Origin of the sequence: Paenibacillus sp. N3.4, from assembly GCF_008017805.1 — a bacterium.
In the GTDB taxonomy this organism is placed as follows: Bacteria; Bacillota; Bacilli; order Paenibacillales; family NBRC-103111; genus Paenibacillus_E.
The window spans coordinates 83,934-104,909 of sequence record NZ_VRTT01000021.1 but is presented as its reverse complement, the minus strand read 5'-3'; the positions used below and the strand labels follow the sequence as shown (position 1 = coordinate 104,909).

The 20,976-nt window shown below is 45.8% G+C and carries 20 protein-coding genes, 8 tRNA genes and 3 pseudogenes; 24 read left to right on the top strand and 7 right to left on the bottom strand.

Annotated elements, in window-relative coordinates; all coding sequences use genetic code 11:
• Positions 1 to 154 precede the first annotated feature (154 nt).
• The 8 genes from FU659_RS13170 to FU659_RS13135 all read left to right on the top strand — a co-directional run bounded on the left by FU659_RS13170 (position 155) and on the right by FU659_RS13135 (position 951).
• A tRNA-Ser gene (locus FU659_RS13170) sits at positions 155 to 246 on the top strand.
• 27 nt (positions 247 to 273) lie between these two features.
• Positions 274 to 350, top strand: a tRNA-Met gene (locus tag FU659_RS13165).
• Between the two features lie 17 nt (positions 351 to 367).
• A tRNA-Val gene (locus FU659_RS13160) sits at positions 368 to 443 on the top strand.
• Positions 444 to 456: 13 nt separating this feature from the next.
• Positions 457 to 532, top strand: a tRNA-Thr gene (locus FU659_RS13155).
• A gap of 12 nt (positions 533 to 544) precedes the next feature.
• Positions 545 to 621, top strand: a tRNA-Asp gene (locus FU659_RS13150).
• 48 nt (positions 622 to 669) lie between these two features.
• Positions 670 to 742: transfer RNA gene (locus FU659_RS13145), tRNA-Phe, on the top strand.
• Positions 743 to 786: 44 nt separating this feature from the next.
• Positions 787 to 868, top strand: a tRNA-Tyr gene (locus FU659_RS13140).
• A gap of 10 nt (positions 869 to 878) precedes the next feature.
• Positions 879 to 951, top strand: a tRNA-Lys gene (locus FU659_RS13135).
• A gap of 232 nt (positions 952 to 1,183) precedes the next feature.
• On the opposite strand, the gene FU659_RS13130 is transcribed toward FU659_RS13135, so the two are convergent.
• The 7 genes from FU659_RS13130 to FU659_RS13100 form a co-directional block, all read right to left on the bottom strand.
• The gene (locus FU659_RS13130) at positions 1,184 to 2,008 is read right to left on the bottom strand and encodes an aminoglycoside phosphotransferase family protein (RefSeq protein ID WP_222708539.1); all 825 of its coding nucleotides are present in this window, start codon (positions 2,006 to 2,008) and stop codon (positions 1,184 to 1,186) included.
• 103 nt (positions 2,009 to 2,111) lie between these two features.
• Positions 2,112 to 2,567 carry a phosphotransferase family protein gene (locus FU659_RS13125; RefSeq protein ID WP_147947992.1) on the bottom strand — a complete coding sequence of 152 codons (456 nt, stop codon included), beginning with the start codon at positions 2,565 to 2,567 and terminating at the stop codon, positions 2,112 to 2,114.
• A 20-nt stretch (positions 2,568 to 2,587) separates the two neighbouring features.
• Complete coding sequence (locus FU659_RS36350; RefSeq protein ID WP_222708538.1) at positions 2,588 to 2,968, bottom strand: phosphotransferase; 381 nt, start codon at positions 2,966 to 2,968, stop codon at positions 2,588 to 2,590.
• 373 nt (positions 2,969 to 3,341) lie between these two features.
• Positions 3,342 to 3,644: an MTH1187 family thiamine-binding protein gene (locus FU659_RS13115; protein ID WP_147947996.1), complete on the bottom strand. Its 303-nt coding sequence runs from the start codon at positions 3,642 to 3,644 to the stop codon at positions 3,342 to 3,344.
• A gap of 102 nt (positions 3,645 to 3,746) precedes the next feature.
• The gene (locus FU659_RS13110; RefSeq protein WP_147947990.1) at positions 3,747 to 5,312 is read right to left on the bottom strand and encodes a GMC family oxidoreductase; all 1,566 of its coding nucleotides are present in this window, start codon (positions 5,310 to 5,312) and stop codon (positions 3,747 to 3,749) included.
• Positions 5,309 to 5,905, bottom strand: coding sequence for a gluconate 2-dehydrogenase subunit 3 family protein (locus FU659_RS13105; RefSeq protein WP_147947989.1), 597 nt, complete (start codon positions 5,903 to 5,905; stop codon positions 5,309 to 5,311). The genes FU659_RS13110 and FU659_RS13105 overlap by 4 nt, the downstream gene beginning before the upstream one ends.
• 6 nt (positions 5,906 to 5,911) lie before the next feature.
• Entirely contained in the window at positions 5,912 to 6,304 is a 393-nt protein-coding gene (locus FU659_RS13100) for a hypothetical protein (RefSeq protein WP_147947988.1), read from the bottom strand.
• Positions 6,305 to 6,547: 243 nt separating this feature from the next.
• On the opposite strand from FU659_RS13100, the gene FU659_RS13095 reads away from it, so the two are divergent.
• The 16 genes and pseudogenes from FU659_RS13095 to FU659_RS13020 all read left to right on the top strand — a co-directional run bounded on the left by FU659_RS13095 (position 6,548) and on the right by FU659_RS13020 (position 20,940).
• The gene (locus FU659_RS13095) at positions 6,548 to 7,663 is read left to right on the top strand and encodes a PucR family transcriptional regulator (protein ID WP_147947987.1); all 1,116 of its coding nucleotides are present in this window, start codon (positions 6,548 to 6,550) and stop codon (positions 7,661 to 7,663) included.
• A 111-nt stretch (positions 7,664 to 7,774) separates the two neighbouring features.
• Positions 7,775 to 8,905: an ABC transporter ATP-binding protein gene (locus FU659_RS13090; protein ID WP_147947986.1), complete on the top strand. Its 1,131-nt coding sequence runs from the start codon at positions 7,775 to 7,777 to the stop codon at positions 8,903 to 8,905.
• A gap of 178 nt (positions 8,906 to 9,083) precedes the next feature.
• On the top strand, positions 9,084 to 10,025 hold the full coding sequence (gene hprK / locus FU659_RS13085; RefSeq protein ID WP_147947985.1) for an HPr(Ser) kinase/phosphatase: 942 nt from the start codon (positions 9,084 to 9,086) through the stop codon (positions 10,023 to 10,025).
• A 74-nt stretch (positions 10,026 to 10,099) separates the two neighbouring features.
• Positions 10,100 to 11,077, top strand: a complete 978-nt coding sequence (lgt, locus tag FU659_RS13080; RefSeq protein ID WP_147947984.1) for a prolipoprotein diacylglyceryl transferase — start codon at positions 10,100 to 10,102, stop codon at positions 11,075 to 11,077.
• Positions 11,055 to 11,714 (top strand): pyrophosphatase PpaX, encoded by a 660-nt coding sequence (gene ppaX / locus FU659_RS13075; protein ID WP_147947983.1) that lies wholly within the window; start codon positions 11,055 to 11,057, stop codon positions 11,712 to 11,714. Before lgt ends, ppaX begins: the two co-directional genes overlap by 23 nt.
• Positions 11,711 to 12,205: an acyltransferase gene (locus FU659_RS13070; protein WP_147947982.1), complete on the top strand. Its 495-nt coding sequence runs from the start codon at positions 11,711 to 11,713 to the stop codon at positions 12,203 to 12,205. The genes ppaX and FU659_RS13070 overlap by 4 nt, the downstream gene beginning before the upstream one ends.
• A gap of 194 nt (positions 12,206 to 12,399) precedes the next feature.
• A complete protein-coding gene (locus FU659_RS13065) occupies positions 12,400 to 13,608 on the top strand; it encodes an ATP phosphoribosyltransferase regulatory subunit (protein ID WP_147947981.1) in 1,209 nt (402 codons plus the stop codon).
• A gap of 20 nt (positions 13,609 to 13,628) precedes the next feature.
• Complete coding sequence (gene hisG / locus FU659_RS13060; protein ID WP_147947980.1) at positions 13,629 to 14,267, top strand: ATP phosphoribosyltransferase; 639 nt, start codon at positions 13,629 to 13,631, stop codon at positions 14,265 to 14,267.
• Between the two features lie 54 nt (positions 14,268 to 14,321).
• Positions 14,322 to 15,607 (top strand): annotated as a pseudogene (gene hisD, locus FU659_RS13055) (histidinol dehydrogenase).
• Positions 15,608 to 16,216: an imidazoleglycerol-phosphate dehydratase HisB gene (gene hisB / locus FU659_RS13050; protein WP_147947979.1), complete on the top strand. Its 609-nt coding sequence runs from the start codon at positions 15,608 to 15,610 to the stop codon at positions 16,214 to 16,216. It begins immediately after the preceding pseudogene.
• A gap of 1 nt (position 16,217) precedes the next feature.
• A pseudogene (gene hisH, locus FU659_RS13045) lies at positions 16,218 to 16,822 on the top strand (imidazole glycerol phosphate synthase subunit HisH).
• Between the two features lie 18 nt (positions 16,823 to 16,840).
• Entirely contained in the window at positions 16,841 to 17,581 is a 741-nt protein-coding gene (hisA, locus tag FU659_RS13040) for a 1-(5-phosphoribosyl)-5-[(5-phosphoribosylamino)methylideneamino]imidazole-4-carboxamide isomerase (RefSeq protein ID WP_147947978.1), read from the top strand.
• Between the two features lie 84 nt (positions 17,582 to 17,665).
• Positions 17,666 to 18,424, top strand: coding sequence for an imidazole glycerol phosphate synthase subunit HisF (hisF, locus tag FU659_RS13035; protein ID WP_147947977.1), 759 nt, complete (start codon positions 17,666 to 17,668; stop codon positions 18,422 to 18,424).
• A complete protein-coding gene (hisIE, locus tag FU659_RS13030; RefSeq protein ID WP_147947976.1) occupies positions 18,421 to 19,083 on the top strand; it encodes a bifunctional phosphoribosyl-AMP cyclohydrolase/phosphoribosyl-ATP diphosphatase HisIE in 663 nt (220 codons plus the stop codon). Before hisF ends, hisIE begins: the two co-directional genes overlap by 4 nt.
• A 25-nt stretch (positions 19,084 to 19,108) precedes the next feature.
• Positions 19,109 to 19,914: pseudogene (gene hisJ / locus FU659_RS13025) on the top strand (histidinol-phosphatase HisJ).
• 75 nt (positions 19,915 to 19,989) lie between these two features.
• On the top strand, positions 19,990 to 20,940 hold the full coding sequence (locus FU659_RS13020) for a ribose-phosphate diphosphokinase (RefSeq protein ID WP_147947975.1): 951 nt from the start codon (positions 19,990 to 19,992) through the stop codon (positions 20,938 to 20,940).
• Positions 20,941 to 20,976: the final 36 nt, after the last annotated feature.

The window sequence follows — 20,976 nt, the reverse complement described above, 5'->3', positions numbered from 1 at the left end:
ACCAAACAATCCCAACCAAGTGAAGATAAGCTTTGTAGCAAATTCCGAATACTTGATTGGGGCCCAAGAACAAACCTAAGCAAATCTAACTTTACGCAATGTTTCGTATCTAGTTTTCAGGGAATAATATTTCCTGTACTGTGTATTATAGCTTGGAGAGATACCCAAGTGGCTATAAGGGGACCCTCTGCTAAGGGGTTAGACTGCGTAAGTGGTGCGAGGGTTCGAATCCCTCTCTCTCCGCCAGTTTCCAACTATATACACCTTTTATGTGGCGGCGTAGCTCAGCTGGCTAGAGCGTACGGTTCATACCCGTAAGGTCGGGGGTTCGAGCCCCTCTGCCGCTACCATAAAACCAAACCCAGATGGAGGCTTAGCTCAGCTGGGAGAGCATCTGCCTTACAAGCAGAGGGTCGGCGGTTCGATCCCGTCAGCCTCCACCATCTTTATTCTTTTGCCGTTGTAGCTCAACTGGTAGAGCAACTGACTTGTAATCAGTAGGTTGGGGGTTCAAGTCCTCTCGACGGCACCACTAATAGAACACGGAGCTGTGGTGTAGTGGCCTAACATGCCTGCCTGTCACGCAGGAGACCGCGGGTTCGAATCCCGTCAGCTCCGCCATCTATTATTTTTTTTGCAAATTTGGGTAAACTTTAGTTATCTACATAAGGCTCGGTAGCTCAGTCGGTAGAGCAGAGGACTGAAAATCCTCGTGTCGGCGGTTCGATTCCGTCCCGAGCCATTGAGATGGTTGATCTGTCTATGCAGATCAGATATCTCTTATCTGGAGGCTTAGTGAAGTGGCTAAACACGGCAGACTGTAAATCTGCTCTCTCCGAGTTCGGTGGTTCGAATCCATCAGCCTCCATCTTTCATAAGAGCCATTAGCTCAGCTGGTAGAGCACCTGACTTTTAATCAGGGTGTCGTAGGTTCGAATCCTACATGGCTCACTTTTTATTACAGACACAAGACCTTAGAGGTCTTTTTTTGTTTTATAAAGAAGGAGAAATGATTTCCACAGCGGAATGTCAGCAATTATTTAAGAAAATGTTTCCTATCGGGAGACTACTGCAAAACGAATATATAGTATTTGTACAAATTAACCCAGTGCCGGATAGGTACGGGGTCTTTAGGTTAGCCGCATTCTTTTGCACTATTGTAAGGTCCATAACTTTTCGCATCTCATAACAGCTTCTTAAGCTGCTCTTTATAATTCTTAACTTGTTTTGTGGTAGGAAGAAGGATGTTGAGGTGTTGATTTCTTTTTTGTTGCTGCAGCGCCCTAATAACAGGATATGGCAGAAGCAGCAATGTGTACAGTAAGTGCCTGTCTTCCACACTTAAAGATCGTTTTCTTTCGTAATAATTGATCCAACTTAGAGTTTCTTTACCTTGCCAGGGGAAATTACGATGCAAAATATGAGCAAGGTCCTGCATTCGTACATTCAATGACGTATTGTCGAAATCAATCATATGAATGGAACCCGACGTATCGAGAACAAGATTCGGATAATTAAAGTCCCCGTGCACGAAAGCGGATACGGTTTGTTCCTGTGCAATGGCTTTTATGACTGTTGGACTGTCCAAACGATCCAGTGCTTCATCGCAAGCATAAAGGAGATGCTGCATCTTGGGGTTATCGCTTAATATCTTTCTATAAGAGGTGATTCGCTCCCTAAGTCCGTTGTATCTTATCCTTGCCTCAGGAATAAGATCCGAAGGAATTCCCTGGGCAGCAGAATGAAATTTAGCAAGAGTACGAATCGCTTTTTTGAATATATTTTTTTTGTGAAAATGGGGTCTCGTTCCAATAACCCAATTGGTAATCATGTAATGAACTTCATTTCTAGTAATCCCAGGTGCTTGGTTGATTGTCAATAAAGTTTTCGGACCATAATTGAAGTTATTTTCAGAAATATGTGTAAAGACATGCGCAATAAAGCGGGTTTCCGCTTCGGGAATAGGGTAGCTTTTCAGACACAATACGCCATGATTACGTGTAGACAACTGATAAACGTCGCGAACTTTTTTCTTTTTTAAAATTGTTATTCCATATCCTTTTTCAATATCAGACCATAGGGACATTTATATCACCTAGTTTATATTATTTTTATTTGTTTATATCCAAAATGTCTTCTTTGACATTCGGTAACTGGAGCGCCCAATTATCTAACCAACGAATGGCTTTTAAACGTTCATCCCATGTTCGTTCAAGTATGCGAATATCACGAGGCCCTCTTCCATATGCTATGTTCCGGGCTGCACTCCATGCTTCTCTCGGCAATCGGAATAAAGCGCTTATCAAAAGCCTTTCAGCCGAGTTGAACGATTGTATCTCTTCATAACCCTGTAGTGTTTCTTTGATATGATCCGGATTAAAAAAGGACGTGTTCAATAGTGCTTTAGCAATTTCGTTATATCTCGATCCTATAGTTAAGCCATCCCAATCAACGAGATATAGGTTATCTGAGTTTATAACTATATTGGGGATTGTTACATCACCATGAATGAAAGCGGGTTGTTTCATTTCCTCTGAAAACACTTGATGTACCTCAGCGTTCTCCATGATATTCTATGCTTCAACAGCTAAGTTTTTGCATTTATCCTTATTTCTTCGAAACCATCTATGGGCAATGTTTTTTTATGAGTTAAATGCAACCTAAAAAGACGTTCTTGAGCTTTGAAAATTTTCGCTTTTCTTAATGTAGTAGATGAATGGGCAGGAGGGAGGTCTTTACAACAAGTATGAAGATGTGCCAATGCCCTACCCAGAGCTTTATAATCTTGGTCATCATTTTGTAAGCTGCGTCCCTTAATCCATTCCGTCATATAGTATGCTTTTCCATTTTTGAATGTCAACAACTGTCCGGATACCGTAGTAAGCCAAACGGGACAATTGGCATATCGACTATTTTTTAATTTTTGAATGTATGAAGATACCCTCCTGCATTGCTGGTCTTTGGTCAAATTTGTACCATGAGTTCTTATAAATAATGCTTTGATTAAGAATTCAAATGATCCTCCATTTCATCTAAGATATAAATATTATTTCTAGCTTATTCGGTAGATGTTGTGGGGTGTCTGATTTATCGCGCTTTGTCGTATTCCATAATCGGCTGCTTAATAAAAAAGGCCATTGCCGTTTGAGATGTATTCCGTATTGTACATATTACCCTAAAGCATGCGTAAGTATTGAGAGGCTGTTGTATCGGGGAGCGAGAGAAAAAACCGTTCACGATCTGGAAGAATGGTTTGAAGCGAATGGTCACGTTGGCAAAGTAAAAGCAGCTCGTCCTTTGAGGAGGAACGGGCTGCTTATTTGTTTATTTTATGCTCTATTTTATTTTAACCTGTCTGCAACGGATTGCATTTTTTGAGATATGGAAGCTGATTTGTCTCGGCGATCATCGATTTTTATGGACGTGCTAACTCTTTGGGCGCCATTTAGGAACGGTACTTCATGAACAGCTTGGATGACTTCAAATAGTCGGTCCAAGGAGCCTTCAAGGATGGTACCCATAGCTGTCATCTGAAAGGTAATGTCTGTATGTTTCTCTAGCTCTTTGTGGAGATCAGCTACATACCCACTGAGGCTTGTAGTTTCTGTGCCTATGGGGATAATGGTAAATTCTGCGATAGCTATGTGAGGTCACTCTCCTTCATAAATAAATGTATTCCTCTATTGTAGAATAGAGATTGTGACCTTAGCAAATAAGTGGTTCAGTTTTATTGTATACTGCGTCCATTATGAACTGGCAAACTGTTCAATAATATAATCAGCTGATCTAGCAGCGAGAGCCATCACGGTATTGGTGGGATTACCCCCACTGGAAGTAACAAAGGTGCTCGCATCACAGATGAATAGGTTGGGGATGTCGTGACTCTGTCCATACGAATTAACGACCGATGTAGATGGATGATTGCCCATACGGCAACCGCCCATCAAGTGCGCGCTATCAGGGACAGTGTGAGCAATCTCACCCCCGGCTGCTTTAAGAATCAATTTCATATTATCTACAGCATGATCAATCAGTTTACGGTCATTTTCACTATAACTGAAATGGACACGGGCTCGTGGAAGACCATACTCGTCCTTTTCGTTCGACAAGGATATATGGTTTTCCCACTGCGGCAGAACCTCCCCAATCATGGTAAGGCGTCCGTAATAATTGTAATCAAGCATGACTTGTTTCAGAGTTGAACCCCAAATATACGATTCCTTGGACTTACTTACACCCTGCGCCATTTCTACAGGTCTGGAGCCATGCGCATGGATGGTATAGCCACGCGCAAAGCCTCTGCGCAAATCAGTTTCATAGAAATCCTGCGTAGAGGCTAACACAGGTGTGCCCTTGTATAGGCGTACTTCTTGATCAAACTTGGCGTAAACGTCATTGCTGCTATGTGTCATTATGGCGCGGCCTACCCATCCACTGGAGTTTGCAAGTCCATCCGGAAATTGTGTATTTGCAGAATGAAGCAGCAAACGAGGTGTTTCGACAACATGAGCACTTACAATAACCATCTTAGCCCGTTGACGATAAGTGGAACCCTGATTAACGAAGAGCACTCCGGTGACATGCCCTTTAGGATTGACTTCAATTTGAGTCACCATGCAGTCCGGAAGAACTTCAGCCCCAGCCTTGACGGCTTTGGGGATATGAACGATCAAGGTGCTGAATTTTGCATTTGGCATACAACCTTGATTGCAAAATCCGCGATTGATGCATGGCGGACGCCCATCAAAAGGGGCAGAAAGAATGGCAAGGGGGGTTACGGCTGATTGAATGCCAAGCATTTCGCAACCTTTTTGAAATAAGTAGGAATTAGGACTGAGGGGATCTCTTTCCGGATAGGGATAAGGGCCGCGAAAATTCCCCCAGGGAAAATGTTTGGGACCGGATACGGCAATTTCTTTCTCTATTTTATGGTAGTAGGGCTCGAGATCCTTGTAATGAATCGGCCAATCATCACCTACATTATCAATAGACTTGGTTTTAAAATCGGATTCGTGGAAGCGCAAAAATACACCTCCAAAAAGTTGTGTTCCCCCACCAATACCTCGACCTGAATTATGGAATCCCATCGTTAAAGGATCTTCTCCATCCACGATGCGAGTATCCTCCCAAGACAAGCTTCTCATGCTAAGTTCATCACTAGCGAAGTCCTTTTGCGGATCACGCCATGGACCAGCCTCCAGCAGGACTATGCTCAGACCTGCTTCACTGAGTTCTTTGGCCAATACCCCACCGGCAGCTCCCGCGCCGATAATAACGACATCAACTTCTTCATGCTCGTGCCTCCACTTCATGAGTGCTTCACTGCCTCCCAGGGATCGAGTTGTCCCGGTTCTGTTCTTACGTATCCCCGGGGGTAGGCAGGTCCACCAAAGCCTATTTCTGACCAAACCACAGGATGAGAGTAATAAGCTTCTATGGTGAGAGTTAGCAGCTTTTGAAATAAAGTGGTTTGTGGGATACCGTCCCAGGCTTCTGTGGCGGGATAAGCACCTTCGCTGACTTGCTGCATGATACGACGCTGCATTTGATGATCCATTTGAAAAAATGGTTGTGTATTCGCTGTCCAACCTGCTTCATCGATTGCTTTCAAACCTTTTCGCACGAGTATTTGAGCTGGGGGATCTTGAAGCTTACGTTGACCTTCACCTTTATTTACTGCCAATGTATGGTCGATGTGACACAAAACGAATTGAATAAGGTTTCCACGATTGTCATCCACTAAAAGGGAGCACCAAGCCCTTAATGTTTCGGCTTCTAAAGGAATGAGGAAGCGGTAAACATATTCGCGATGCAGCCTGGCATTTACGATGGATTGGGTATGGGAGTCCCATTCATTTTGTTCGTCCATAACGTTGTAAGACGGATAGTGGGATTTCATTGTCATGGGATATCAACCTCCATAGATGGCAGTAAGTCCGAGGATACCAATCATTGAGAATACTAATGGCATCATAACGGGCGGCCCTGTAAGGAAATTTCGTAATGCCAACCCACCGACGCGTTTTCTTACGCCCTTGATGTGATACATAAAGCCAATCAATCCTTGAATAAGTCCAAGCCAGAAGCCAATATGTGCGGCAAGCAGCCAGCCTTGGCTATTAAGCAGTGTACTGACGATGGAAACGAAGCTGATAATGAGAGCAATAATAACAGGTCCCCACATGGACTTGTTATGGAAATTTTGCCGATAGTGCGATAAGCTCACTTGCACCCATAAGAGAAAGTAGGCGATTCCAACCAAGAGAATAATGAAACGATCCAAAGACCACTGGCTCCAAACCATATGTGTAACCTCCTGATTAGGATGAAATTCAATACGTTAAATTATTTCCAAATTTTACGAAGTTTATGAGCAAAGTTTAATTTGAGATAAAAGGCTTGAAAAACAAGTTGTATAAAATGGATCCGAAAAGAACCCTTCTGCCGCAATCATGCAGGGGGGTTCTTTCACATGGGAGTGGTCATATATGGTACAATAGAGAGATAGAGAAATAGAAGATGATTATGGAGTAAGGAGAGAAAGTCAATGGATTGGGAGCGAATGAAGGAGCGTTTGGAAGCGGTTTTACAGGTGCCTATGCAAATTAGTTTGTTACCCGAGGCGGATTGGAATCGCCTGGTACATGAGGAGGAAGAATCGCCAGGGAGCTCTGGTCGGAGTGTGCTTCGAGATCAAGATGTTCTTTTCTATTTAGCCAAGGAAGATAAAGAGTTCCGAATCCTGGAAATAGCAGCAGCCGAATTAACGACATCTGAGCGTAGGCTGGTGGAGTTAACCGTAGAGTCCAAGCAAACCGTTGATAAGAAACAATGGGGGGCCTATCTGTCGGAAGATGAAAGGAAAGCCTACCAACTAAAAGATTGGCTTCTGGAGCAGATGGAGCGCGGTTCCACTCATGCGGAACTTCCCGATGCTCTTGCCTCTCAATCCTCTTTATATTCGACGAAAATTCCACTGCTGCTCTATGGAGATTACTCTCAAAGTCAAAGCGTCTCCTATGCAGAACTGAAGAAATTGCTGGAATCTTTCTTTGAATCTGAGATTATCCTGATCCCCTTATTGGATAAAGAATGGCTTATATTAGCGCCAGAGGGCTTATTGACCAGTGGAAGTGAAGAAAGAGAAGGAGATGAAGAAGAGAGTGTCGAACAGACCCTTGATGCTCTTGGTTCCGGTCTTTATGAAATGCTTGCCAATGAATGGATTGGCGAATGCCATTTAGCCATAGATTATCCTGTCAAGCCAGCGAAATCGCTGTTTGCGACGATTCTAAAGCTGCGCGAAACGATTATGCTTGGGCGGTCCTTCCATGTAGGCAGCTTTATTCATTTGCGCTGGGAACTCCGACTTGAGAAGCTCCTGCATCTCGTTCAAGAGGAAGAAAAAGCGGAGTTCTTGGAACAGGTTTTGCGCGGGACGGACCATGCACTGGATGCGGAGACCGTAACGACACTGGAGCATTTCTTCACATTGGACTGTAACGTTAGTGAGACGGCTAAGAAGTTATATATTCATAGAAACACACTGTTGTATCGTTTGGACAAGTTTAAGAATGAGACAGGGCTTGATGTAAGAACGTTTAATCATGCCGTATTGGTCAGACTGGCATTACTATTGTACAAAGTAACGAAAAGAAAGTGATTTTTTTGTAGGGATTGTGCATAGTCAGTCATGCCTTCGTAAGGTAAGATGAGTATATTGAAAAGTTGATCAACAAGTATATGATCAATAAATCGTAGGGGGAATGAAACCATGGCAGGCGTACGTTTAAATCATATCGTTAAAAGATATTCTGGTGCAGAAGAATCCACAGTTAAAGATTTCCATCTTGAAGTTGAAGATAAAGAGTTCGTTGTATTGGTTGGAGCATCCGGTTGCGGAAAATCCACAACTCTTCGTATGATCGCAGGATTAGAGGAAATTACTGAAGGTGAACTTTACATCGGCGACCGCCTTGTAAATGATGTCGCTCCAAAAGATCGCGATATCGCAATGGTATTCCAATCCTATGCCCTTTATCCACATATGACTGTTTATCAAAATATGGCGTTCGGTTTGAAACTTCGTAAATTCAAAAAAGCTGATATCGATGCTCGCGTTCGCGAAGCAGCGAAAATCTTAGATATCGTTCACTTGCTTGACCGTAAACCAAAAGCACTTTCCGGTGGTCAACGTCAACGTGTTGCCTTGGGCCGTGCGATTGTTCGTGAGCCACAAGTATTCTTAATGGATGAGCCGCTTTCCAACTTGGATGCGAAACTTCGTGTACAAATGCGTGCGGAAATCACAAAATTAACAAAACGTCTTGGCGTAACTACAATCTATGTAACGCATGACCAAATCGAAGCTATGACAATGGGCGATCGTATCGTTGTTATGGACAAAGGTATCATTCAACAAGCGGCTACACCTGAAGAAATCTACAATTTCCCAGTAAACATCTTCGTTGCGGGCTTCATTGGATCTCCTTCCATGAACTTCATGACAGGAACATTGTCCCAAGAAGGAAGCGGTGTATTCTTTAAAGCAGGAACTGTAAATGTTGAAATCCCTGCAGGCAAAGCGCAAGTACTGAAGGACAAAGGTTATGTAGGTAAAGAAATTATTCTAGGTGTGCGTCCAGAAGATATTCACGAAGAGCCTGTATTCTTGGAAGCTTCTCCAAACACAGTTTTCAATGTAAACGTAGAATTGACTGAGAACTTGGGTCATGAAATGTACTTATATCTAAACGGAATCGGCGCTAACACGGTTATCGCACGTGTAGATGGCCGTTCGGGAATCAAAGAAGGTACGAATGTTAAATTGGCGCTAGATATGAATAAAGTTCATTTCTTTGATAAAGAATCAACTTTGTCTATCTTAGTTAACCCTAATCTATAAGATCGTATGAAGAAAGGCCAGCCGTTCACGGCTGGTCTTTTTGTCTGTGTACACCCAGCTTCATGAACACTTTAGTTGATTTCATACGGGTATTCCATTACGATGAAACTATTGGGAAAACGATGTTTAGTACAAGAAGCACGTTTTGCTTAGGGCAAAACTCGGAGGAGACAGGTCGATGGCGAAAAAAGTAAAGGTTTCCGAAATGGTGGAACACCTCCATATGGAGGTTCTTGCAGGTGAAGCTGGACTCAAACGTCCAATAACAACGGGTGACCTTTATCGGCCGGGTTTGGAGATGGCCGGATATTTCAACTACCATCCGCGTGAACGTATACAAATGCTGGGGAAGACCGAAGTAACCTTCATGGAAATGCTGACGACAGGGGTTCGACGTAATCGGGTAGAGCAGCTATGTTCCCCTGAGGAGACACCTTGTATCATAGTAACGAGAGGTTTGGACGTGCCTGTAGAGCTTCTCGAAGAGGCGACCAAACGAGATCTTCCGGTGTTGAGAAGTCAAATGTCGACAACGATCTTTGCAAGTCGTTTGACCGGATTTCTAGAAAATAAACTAGCACCGAGTACGACGATTCATGGTGTACTGGTCGATGTTTATGGCATTGGTATGTTGATTACGGGAAGCAGCGGTATCGGGAAAAGTGAAACCGCACTTGAACTTGTGAAGCGGGGCCACAGGCTGATTGCTGATGACGCCGTGGAAATCCGCCAAAACGGTGATAAAGTACTGACAGGTAACGCTCCAGAGCTTATTCGTCATTTGCTCGAAATTCGCGGCGTGGGCATTATTAATGTCATGACGTTATTCGGGGCCGGTGCAATACGGAATGTGAAGAAGATTTCGGTTGTAGTAAGGCTGGAGAATTGGCAGCAGGACAAGCAGTATGATCGATTGGGATTGGATGAAGAGTTAACCCGAATTATTGATACCGATTTGCCACTTGTAACCATTCCTGTTCGACCTGGAAGAAATCTCGCGGTTATCGTGGAAGTAGCCGCGATGAACTATCGATTGAAGAATATGGGTTATAACGCAGCTCTCCAGTTCACGAATAAACTGACCGAATCGTTGAACGAGGATTTTGAGGATTCTGATTAATCACGTGTGAATTTGCCTCATAATAACGGACAGAGGTTATCAGAAACGGGGATTAAATAAGAAGGAGTGAAACTATGCTAGAAAGTGTTGCATTTTCGCTTGGCCCGATACATGTGCGGTGGTACGGCATTATTTTAGGTACGGCTGCTTTAATCGGATTATTGCTGCAAATCCGAGAAGGGAAACGGTTCAAAATCGTCCCTGACTTTTTTATGGATTTATTGCTAATTGGTGTACCAGCAGCAATTATCGGAGCAAGAATTTACTACGTTGCTTTCCAATGGTCGGATTATAAAAATAATTTGGCCGAGATTTTTATGATTTGGCACGGCGGAATAGCGATATACGGAGCATTGATAGGAGCAATTATAGGTAGCTACTTCTACGTAAGGGCTAAAGGCTATGGGTACCTAAGAATTGCCGATATTAGTGCGCCCGGTTTAATTATTGGACAAGCGATCGGCCGTTGGGGAAACTTTATGAACCAGGAAGCGCACGGTGGTCCTGTCTCGGAATCCTTCCTGCGCAATACCTTGCATTTGCCCAATTTTATCGTCAATCAGATGAATATCGATGGTCAATTCTATCACCCTGCCTTTTTATATGAGTCGGTATGGAATATAGTAGGTCTAATCTTTTTGTTGTGGCTGCGCCGCAGACCGTTCCTTCGAGCAGGTGAACTATTTTTCAGTTATTTCATCTGGTATTCCATTGGTCGTTTCTTCATTGAAGGAGTGCGTACGGACAGCCTTGATATCACGGGCCCGACATGGCTTGCTTCACTCATGAACGCACTTTGGTCCCCGATGAGAATTGTTTTTGAACCAGGCGTGTTGACTTATGGCGGAAACATTAGATTTTCCCAGCTGTTAGCGCTTCTCATTGTAATTGGGCTGGTTATCGTCATTATTGTAAGAAGAAAAAAGGGGTATGCGAATGTTCATTATTCAGATCCCATTGTTTCAACAAAAGCAATTGATAACAACAAAGCACGAAATGAGACAGAGATAGAGGATAAAGGAGCAGATTATGATTCAAACCGTACTGTTTGATTTGGATGGCACGATTGTCGATACAAATGAATTAATTGTCCAGTCTTTCCTGCATAGCTTGGAAGGCGAAACGCCGGAACCTGTAAGCAGAGAGCTGATCATACCGAATATGGGACGACCTCTGGTTGAGCAAATGGAATTTTTTACAGGGAGAAAAGAAGTCGAAGAGATTATTAAAAAATATCGTACGTTTAACCTTTCTAAACATGATGAGCTGGTTAAAGAATTTCCGAATGTACATGCAGTCATGTCTACACTCCACGAAAAAGGAATTAAAATTGGCATCGTGACGAGCAAAATTCGACAAACGACTTTGATGGGATTAAAGCTCTGCGGACTAGATTCCTTCATCAGCACGATTGTTACAGTCGAAGATGTGAAGGAGCCAAAGCCCAATCCGGAAGGCATATTTAAAGCGTTAAAGGAGTTAGGCAGCACAGCAGACCAAGCGGTCATGGTTGGAGACAGTCATTATGATATTGAAGCTGCGCAAAATGCCGGGGTTACCGCGGTAGGCGTATCTTGGTCGTGGAAAGGACGCTCTTATTTGGAGCAATACAATCCGAATTATTTGATAGACGATATGCTTGAATTGCTGCCGATTATCGGGCTTACGTCGGATGTGAATGCTGGTTGAGAAAAACGGACAAATATCCGGTTGATGGACCTAACGCGTTATGGCAAATTTATCACACGGTAAGTAAGTGGAAGGCGATACGGAATTTTGTTTGTATCCAAATAACGCGATACTCGCCTTCACTGCGTGTGAAGAACTGGATCTATCGTCATATCCTAGGTATGAAAGTAGGGGAGCACACAGCCTTTGCTTTGATGGTTATGGTTGATGTTTTTTTTCCAGAGAAAATTCATGTGGGCAGTAATACGATTATTGGCTATAACACAACGATTTTGGCGCATGAGTATTTAACCAAAGAGTACCGATTGGGTGAGGTAAACATCGGATCGCACGTTATGGTGGGTGCCAATACAACGATTCTGCCTGGCGTGACGATAGGTGATTACGCCATCATTGGCGCCGGCTCTGTTGTACATAAAGATGTGGCACCGCACAGTTTTGTGGCCGGAAATCCACTTCAAACGATTCGAGAAGGAAATAAGGAGAATTAAGAGGTGTACGCAGGCAAGCTGTACAGCTCTTTTTTTTGTGTATGGAGCTTTACAGTCAAAGGAAGATGATTGACGGTCCTAGGGTTACATGATAAAATAACCGTACATTCTTTATTTTGGTAGTATGGTAGCACGTTACCGTAGTAAAGCATTTATAATACAAGAGAACAATTTCTAGATATTGAGGTGAGCCGGTGTCAAAGCCAAAAGTGTTTGAAAAACCGATAGGGGTTAAAGATTATTTGCCTGAGGCGGTTGCGAAGCTGCGAAATATTGAATTCCGTGTATTGGCTTGTATGGAACGCTGGGGATACAACCAGATTATTACGCCTACACTTGAATATTATGATACGGTTGGAGTAGCAAGCTCCACAGAAGATAAGAAGTTGTTTAAGCTGCTGGATCGTAAGGGCAAGACGCTTGTATTACGTTCTGAATTAACAGCACCCATTGCGCGTGTAGCATCATCCTTGTTGAAAGAATATGCTTTCCCATTGCGTTTGTCCTATCACTCGAATGTGTTTCGGGCGATTGAAGAAGAAGCGGGACGGGACGCTGAGTTTTTCCAAACGGGGGTTGAGCTTGTCGGCGATGCTTCATCGGAAGCAGATGCGGAAGTCGTTGCACTAGCTATTGCATCCTTGCAAGCAGCCGGTGTAGGAACGTTCAAAATAGCGCTTGGGCATGTAGGCTTCCTGAACGGATTGTTCCAGGAAACGCTGGCTGGTCGCAGTGAGGCACAACTGCTGCTGAAAGAACATCTTCTTAGCCGCGATTATGTGGGTTACCGGGAAGCGATTAAGTCTCTCGCGCTTTCCTCAGAGGTGGAACGTGAACTTATAGGGGTATTGCGCCTCAGAGGCGGGAATGAAATTTGCGAGCAAGCTCGCCTAGTATCCCAAGATCCTATTGCACAAGATGCAATTCGTCACTTATGTGAAGTATGGGATGTCTTGAAGGCCTATGGGGTTAGTGAGCATGTGGTCATCGACTTAACGATGATCGGAGATTTCTCCTACTATACAGGTATGACTTTTGAAGGGTATGCAGCAGATCTGGGCTTCCCTGTTTGCAGTGGCGGCCGTTATGATAATTTGCTTAGCCAGTTCGGTCGTCCTGCGCCAGCAACGGGCTTTGCTTTAAAGACGAACCGGATTCTCGAGGTTATTGGGAAAGAAATCGTAGAGCAGCCTAGCCGCGTGCTCATCGCCTATGATGTAGATCATCGGGAAGAGGCGCTGCAGTTGGCGAAGGCTATGCGCAGCAACGAAGAAGAGGTTATCATTATTACTCAGCTGGTTACTGAGCCTGCTAATTGGGCGAATCAGTTGCTGAAACGCGAAGATGGGCAGTTCGAGTTTCACGGAACGAGATATAGCGATGTTATTACGTTGATTGTGTAGGTAAAGGAGGTTTGTAAGCGATGGATGATATTCTCAAAGTAGCGATGCCGAAAGGCCGTATCTATAAACAAGCAGCGAAGCTTTTTCATAAAGCGGGGTTGCCGATTCCGGAGGATTTGGAAGAGGGACGTCGGTTAATCATACCTGTTCATGAGGCAAGGATGGAGTTCATTCTGGCGAAGCCGGTGGATGTTCCGACGTATGTGGAATATGGTGTAGCGGATATTGGCGTTGTCGGCAAAGACGTGCTGATGGAGGAGAACCGCAACGTATATGAGCTGCTGGATCTAGGCATTGCTCGCTGCCGCATGTCCGTGATTGGACTGCCGGATTGGACGGAAGTTATCAACCCTCGTGTCGCGACGAAGTACCCGAATGTAGCGTCGCAATACTTCCGTGAACGGGGTCAGCAGGTTGAGGTTATTAAATTAAACGGTTCTATCGAGCTCGCGCCATTAATCGGGCTTGCGGATCGCATCGTAGATATGGTCGAAACCGGAGAAACGCTGAGAGAGAACGGTCTTGTGGAGCAAGAGGAGATATTCCAGATCACGAGCCGCTTAATTGCGAACCGGGTTAGTTATCGGATGAAGAATGAGTCCATTCAACGTTTGTGCGATATGCTGCAGGCCGTACTGCCTGTATTAACGAAGGCTTAGTTCTTATACGAGATAGATATAGAGTGACAAGGCAATGAAGAGAGGATGATGGAGATGCGGATTATGCCCGCCTCGGAATTTCAATTGAACCGCGAGGTTGAATATGGCTCGCCAGAGCAAAACGAGGCCGTTCGCCGCATCATAGAGGACGTGCGGCAGGACGGAGATGCCGCGCTGCGACGCATGGCGGAGCAATTTGACCGCGTAACCGTCGCTGAGCTTCGCGTCAGCGACGAGGAGATCCAGGCGGCGTACGCGCAGGTTGACGCCGAGTTCCTGGCGGCGCTGCGACAAGCCGCCGCTAACATCCGTGCGTTTCATGAGAAACAGAAACGCAGTCGTGGATGGACCTGCAGGCCAACGGCAGCCTGCTGGGCCAAATCATCCGACCGCTGAAGCGGGTCGGATTGTACGTGCCCGGAGGGAAGGCGGCTTACCCTTCCTCCGTGCTGATGAACGCCATCCCCGCGATCGTCGCGGGGGTGCCGGAGATCGCGATGGTGACGCCTCCGGCCACCGCGGGTGAAGCAGGCATTAACCCGCATATCCTTGTGGCAGCAGCCGAAGCGGGTGTGAAAGAGATCTACCGCGTAGGCGGAGCGCAGGCGGTAGCCGCGCTGGCCTACGGCACGGAATCGATCCCGCCGGTTGACAAAATCGTCGGGCCCGGCAACATCTACGTCGCGCTGGCGAAGCGCTTCGTATTCGGCGTCGTCGATATCGACATGATCGCCGGACCGACCGATATCGTCGTGCTCGCTGATGAGCATGCCGATCCTGAATATATCGCGGCCGATTTGCTTGCGCAGGCCGAGCATGACGAAATGTCACCGTCGATTCTGGTGACACCTTCCGAAGAGCTGGCCGAATCGGTGAGGCTGGAGCTATGGCGGCAGCTTGATGTGCTGCCGAAGAAAGCGATCGCGGCTGTCTCCACAGCAACTAAGGGAGCTATCCTCCTTGTGGATAGCTTGGACGAGGGCGTGGATGTCGTTAATCGCTTAGCTCCTGAGCATTGCGAGTTGCTGGTGCAGGAGCCTTTTAACTTACTGCCGCGTATCGAGAATGCCGGAGCTATTTTCCTTGGCGCTTACAGTACGGAACCGGTAGGCGATTACTTCGCCGGACCGAACCATGTGCTGCCGACGAACGGAACAGCACGGTTCTCATCGCCACTGAATGTGGACGATTTCCTGAAAAAATCAAGCGTCATTCACTATAGCAAGGAAGCTTTGCTCGCCAATGGCGAGATGATTATGACACTGGCTCGTAATGAGGGGCTGGAAGGTCATGCGAGAGCGGTAGAGGTAAGACTTAAGAAGGAAGGGAAGTTAAAGTAGATGGCTGAACAGGAGAAAGCGCTGACTCGCTCAGCGAGTGTAGCCCGCAAAACGAATGAAACGGATATTGCCCTCACATTTCAAGTAGACGGAACGGGAGTTTCCGAGATTGAAACCGATGTTCCCTTCTTAAATCATATGCTCGATTTGTTTACGAAACACGGTCAATTCAACCTGAATGTGGTAGCCAAGGGTGATATTGAAATTGACGATCATCACACGGTTGAGGATATCGGCATTTGCTTGGGCCAAACGCTCCGCGAGGCACTTGGAGATAAAAGAGGCATTAAACGCTATGCAAGTGTTTTCGTACCTATGGACGAAGCGCTTGCGCAAGTTGTGATCGATATTAGCAACCGCCCGCATTTTGAGTATCGTGCGCAGTATCCGTCCCAACAGGTAGGAAGCTTTGATACTCAGCTTGTTCATGAGTTTCTGTGGAAGCTAGCCTTGGAAGCGCGTATTACCCTGCATGTGATCGTACATTACGGACAGAATACGCATCACATGATTGAGGCTGTATTCAAAGCATTAGGCCGCGCGTTGGATGAAGCGACATCGATTGATCCTCGTGTACAGGGGGTTCCTTCGACGAAGGGAGTGCTGTAAGATGATTGCCATTATTGACTATGGAATGGGTAATTTACACAGCGTGAGCAAAGCTGTCGAGCGCCTTGGCTATGAAGCGGTTGTAACCGGTGATGCTGAGCAAATTCTTGCGGCAGAGGGAGCTATCCTACCAGGTGTAGCGCTTTTGGCGACGCGATGGAGCAGCTGCGCGATTCTGGGCTGAACGATGTCGTTATCCGATACGCAGCGTCAGGCAAGCCGTTGCTAGGCATTTGTCTGGGCATGCAACTCCTTTTCGCCAGCAGCGAAGAGCATGGTGATCATGAAGGATTGGCTCTTTTGCCTGGTTCGGTCGTTCGTTTTCGCGGAGACTACAAAGTGCCGCATATGGGCTGGAATCGTCTTAGCTATAAGAAGAGTGAAAGCCCGATCTTCCAAGGCATTGAGGAAGGCCATGTGTATTTCGTTCACTCCTATCATGTAAAGCCAGAGCGGGAGAGTGACTTGCTCGCCGTGGCGGATTACTACCAGCCAGTGACCGCTATTGTCGGAAAAGATAATGTGTATGGCATGCAGTTCCACCCGGAAAAAAGCGGCGATATCGGCGTGCAACTGCTTAATAACTTTTTGAAAATGTGTAAGTAAGGGAGCGAAACGGGAATTATGTCTTCATTTATCATTTATCCGGCTATTGATATCCGGGATGGAAAATGTGTTCGTCTTATCCAAGGCGATTACAGTCAAGAGACGGTCTACAGCACAAGTCCTTTAGAGGTTGCCTTAGCATGGGAAGCACAAGGGGCATCCTGGATTCACCTTGTTGATTTAGACGGGGCCAAAGCCGGACACCCTGTTAATGATAAGCTGATTGGTGAAATTGCCCAATCTGTGAAAGTGCCTGTTCAAATTGGCGGTGGCCTGCGTACAGAACAAGACGTGGATCATTTGTTAGCTTTAGGGGTTTCACGCGTTATCATCGGCACAGCTGCGATCGAAAACCGAGAGTTTGTCTATAATCTGCTGGCTAAACACGGCGAGAAAATCGCGATCGGCATCGATGCCCGTGATGGCTACGTAGCGACACGCGGTTGGCTGGAAACATCGCAAGTAAAGGCTGAGGATCTGGCTGTGGAGCTAGCGGCGCACGGGGCGAAAACATTCATTTTCACGGATATATCCCGCGATGGTATGATGGAAGGCCCGAACACAGAGGCGATTGCACATTTAGCTAAAGTGTCCGGACAAACGGTTATCGCTTCCGGTGGTGTAAGCAAGATGGAGGATCTCGTTGGTCTTGCTGCGCAAGCGGATAGCGGTGTAGGTGGAGCTATAGTGGGCAAAGCGCTCTATACAGGCAGTATTGACCTGGAAGATGCCATAGAAAAATTTCAAAATCGGGCATAACTCAAGTCCGATGAACTCATTTATATATCGTCATACCTGAAGCAGTGGGGCAAAGCTGCAATAACCGAGATGGAGGTGCCCATCATGTTAGCCAAAAGAATTATTCCTTGCCTGGACGTTAAGGATGGCAGAGTAGTCAAGGGCGTTAATTTCGTTAACCTGCGCGACGCGGGGGACCCCGTGGAGTTGGCAGCGATCTATGATAAAGAAGGCGCGGATGAGCTCGTATTTCTCGATATCTCGGCTTCGGTTGAAGGCCGGGCGACGATGGTGGAGGTTGTTCGACAAACAGCTGGAGAGATTACAATTCCTTTTACCGTCGGCGGAGGCATTTCAAGCGTAGACGATATGAAGCGGCTGCTTCGTGCAGGCGCAGACAAGATCGGTATTAACACAGCAGCGGTTCGCAATCCTCAGCTCGTTTCCGATGGCGCACGCAAATTCGGCTCTCAATGTATCGTTGTGGCGATTGATGCGAAGTTTAACCGTGAATGGGGCGAATGGGAAGTCTTCACTCACGGCGGACGGAATGCCACTGGCATGAAAACGCTGGAATGGGTGAAACGCTTGGAACAGCTTGGCGCAGGCGAGATTTTGCTGACCAGTATGGACGCCGATGGAACGAAGGATGGATTCGATCTGGGGCTGACGCGCGCCGTTTCGGAACTGACGACGATTCCTGTGATTGCGTCCGGCGGAGCGGGCAAAGCAGATCATTTCTACGATGTTTTTGCCGAAGGGAAAGCTGATGCAGGGCTGGCAGCGACTATTTTTCATTATAAAGAATTAACGATTCAAGGGGTCAAAGATGACCTTAAAGGTAGAGGAGTTGAAATCCGATGACATTTTCAGTAGATCAAATTAAATATGATGCGCAAGGACTTGTACCAGCAGTGGTACAGGATGCAGTTAGCAAAGAAGTGCTTATGCTTGCTTATATGAACAGTGAGTCCCTTGAGCGCACGATTCAAACCGGTGATACCTGGTTCTGGAGCCGTTCCCGTCAAGAGCTTTGGAACAAGGGCGCAACTTCGGGACATACGCAAAAGGTGAAAGCTCTTCGTTATGACTGTGATGCGGATACCTTGCTCGTTCTTGTTGAGCAGGTAGGTCCTGCTTGCCATACGGGAACTTACACTTGCTTCACAACGAGCATTCCGCTTCAAGCTGAAGGTTCTGTAAAGGAAGAAGCGCCTGCTGCTTCATCTGGCGATCGCTTCGCTATCCTTGGAGAGCTCGAGGCCGTTATTGCTTCGCGCGATGCCGAACGTCCGGAAGGTGCTTATACGACTTACCTTTTCGAAAAAGGTGTCGATAAGATCCTCAAAAAAGTCGGTGAAGAAACAGCTGAAGTGATCATTGCTGCGAAGAATCAAGATAATGACGAGCTTCGTTACGAAGCAAGCGATCTTATTTTTCACTTAATGGTGCTATTGCGTAACAATAAACTGCCTTTAGATGATATTATGAAAGAGTTAGCTAACCGACACGTTAAAAAATAAATAAGCGACCTGGAGTGAAACCACGATGTTGATTGATTATCATACACATCATGTGCGCTGCGGTCACGCCTCCGGGGAACTGGAGGCATATGTACAACGCGGCATCGAGATCGGGCTCACGCAATTGGGGCTATCAGATCATATGCCGCTTTTGCATGTGAATCCGCAGACGTATTGGCCGGAGATGGCCATGCCGATGGAAGAATTGCCTCGCTATGTGGAAGAATGTCTTTATCTGAAAGAAAAGTACAAAGATCAAATCGATATCCGAGTTGGTCTTGAAGGTGATTATATCGAAGGGTATGAAGCGGAGATCGAGAAGATCATTCAGGCTTACCCTTGGGACTACGTCATCGGATCGGTACACTTTCTGGGTGAGTGGGATATCTCTGATTTCAGGCAAGTGGCGGGTTGGGAAGGCAAGGATATTTATGAGGTTTATTCCCAATACTACGAGGCAGTGAAGAAAGCCGTAAGAACAGGATTTTATGATTATATAGGTCATATAGATGTTATTAAGCGGTTTGGTTATACACCGATCGCGATCCATGGGAGCTAGAAAAGGCTGCATTAGATACAGTGAAAGAGGCAGGTCTTGCCATCGAACTGAATGCTTCGGGCCTGCGCATGCCATGCAAAGAGATGTTTCCAAGTCGTCGTATGCTTGAATATTGCCATAAGGTGGGAATTCCGCTGACGGTCGGTTCCGATGCTCATCAACCAGAACGGTTGTCCCAATATTTGGACCAGGCAATAGATCTTTTAAAATTGATTGGATTTAACGAAATAGCCACATTTTCTGCAAGAAATCGACAACTTGTGACTTTTTAAATTCGACAAGTATCATGTATAATGAGTAGGGCATGTATAATCTATTTAATGAACCTTCGGAGGTAACCATTAACCATGTATAACGACAATGTTAAAATTTTTTCCGGATCTTCGAATCCGAAGCTTGCGGAACGAATTTGTAAAGAGCTCGGCCAGCCGCTTGGAAAAATCAAATTATCCCGTTTCAAAAGCGGAGAAATTTACTGTCTCTACGAAGAAACGATTCGTAACTGTGACGTATTCCTGGTACAAACATTCTCCCATCCGATTAATGAGCATATGATGGAACTTTTGGTCATGATGGATGCGGCGAAAAGAGCTTCTGCAAAAACGATCAACCTTGTCATCCCTTACTATGGTTACTCCCGTCAAGAACGTAAAGCTGCTCCGCGTGAGCCGATTTCTGCTAAATTAGTAGCTGACTTGGTTAGTGCAGCAGGTGCAACTCGTGTCGTAACGATTGACCTGCATGCGCCTGCGATCCAAGGCTTCTTCAATATTCCTGTGGATCATCTGACGGCTCTTGACGTCATCAGTGACTGCATCAAAAAGAAAAACCTGCCTGATCCGATTATCGTATCACCGGATGCAGGTCGTGCAACAACTGCGGAGAAAATGGCTAACATCCTCGATGCGCCATTTGCCATGATGATCAAAAAGCGTCCCGCGCACAACGAATCGGTGATTACTCACGTGATTGGCGATGTGGCTGGACGGACGCCGATTATTATCGAGGACTTAATTGATACGGGAACGACAATCGTTAATGTCGTGGAAGGTCTGAAGGAACGAGGAGCGCATGACGTTTATATTTGTGCAACACATCCTGTGTTCTCGGGCCCGGCTCTTCAACGACTGGTTCATCCGAATATCAAGGAAGTTATTATTACGGACTCAATTGCGATTCCTGAAGACCATTCTGACAAATTCCGTGTGCTTTCTGTAGCTCCGCTTTTATCAGATGCGATTCGAATTATTAATGAGGGTGGCTCTTTATCTTCCCTATTTAAGTACGGTGGCGTTTAAAGGAAACAATAACCTTCGGATAATGTTTTTGGCTTC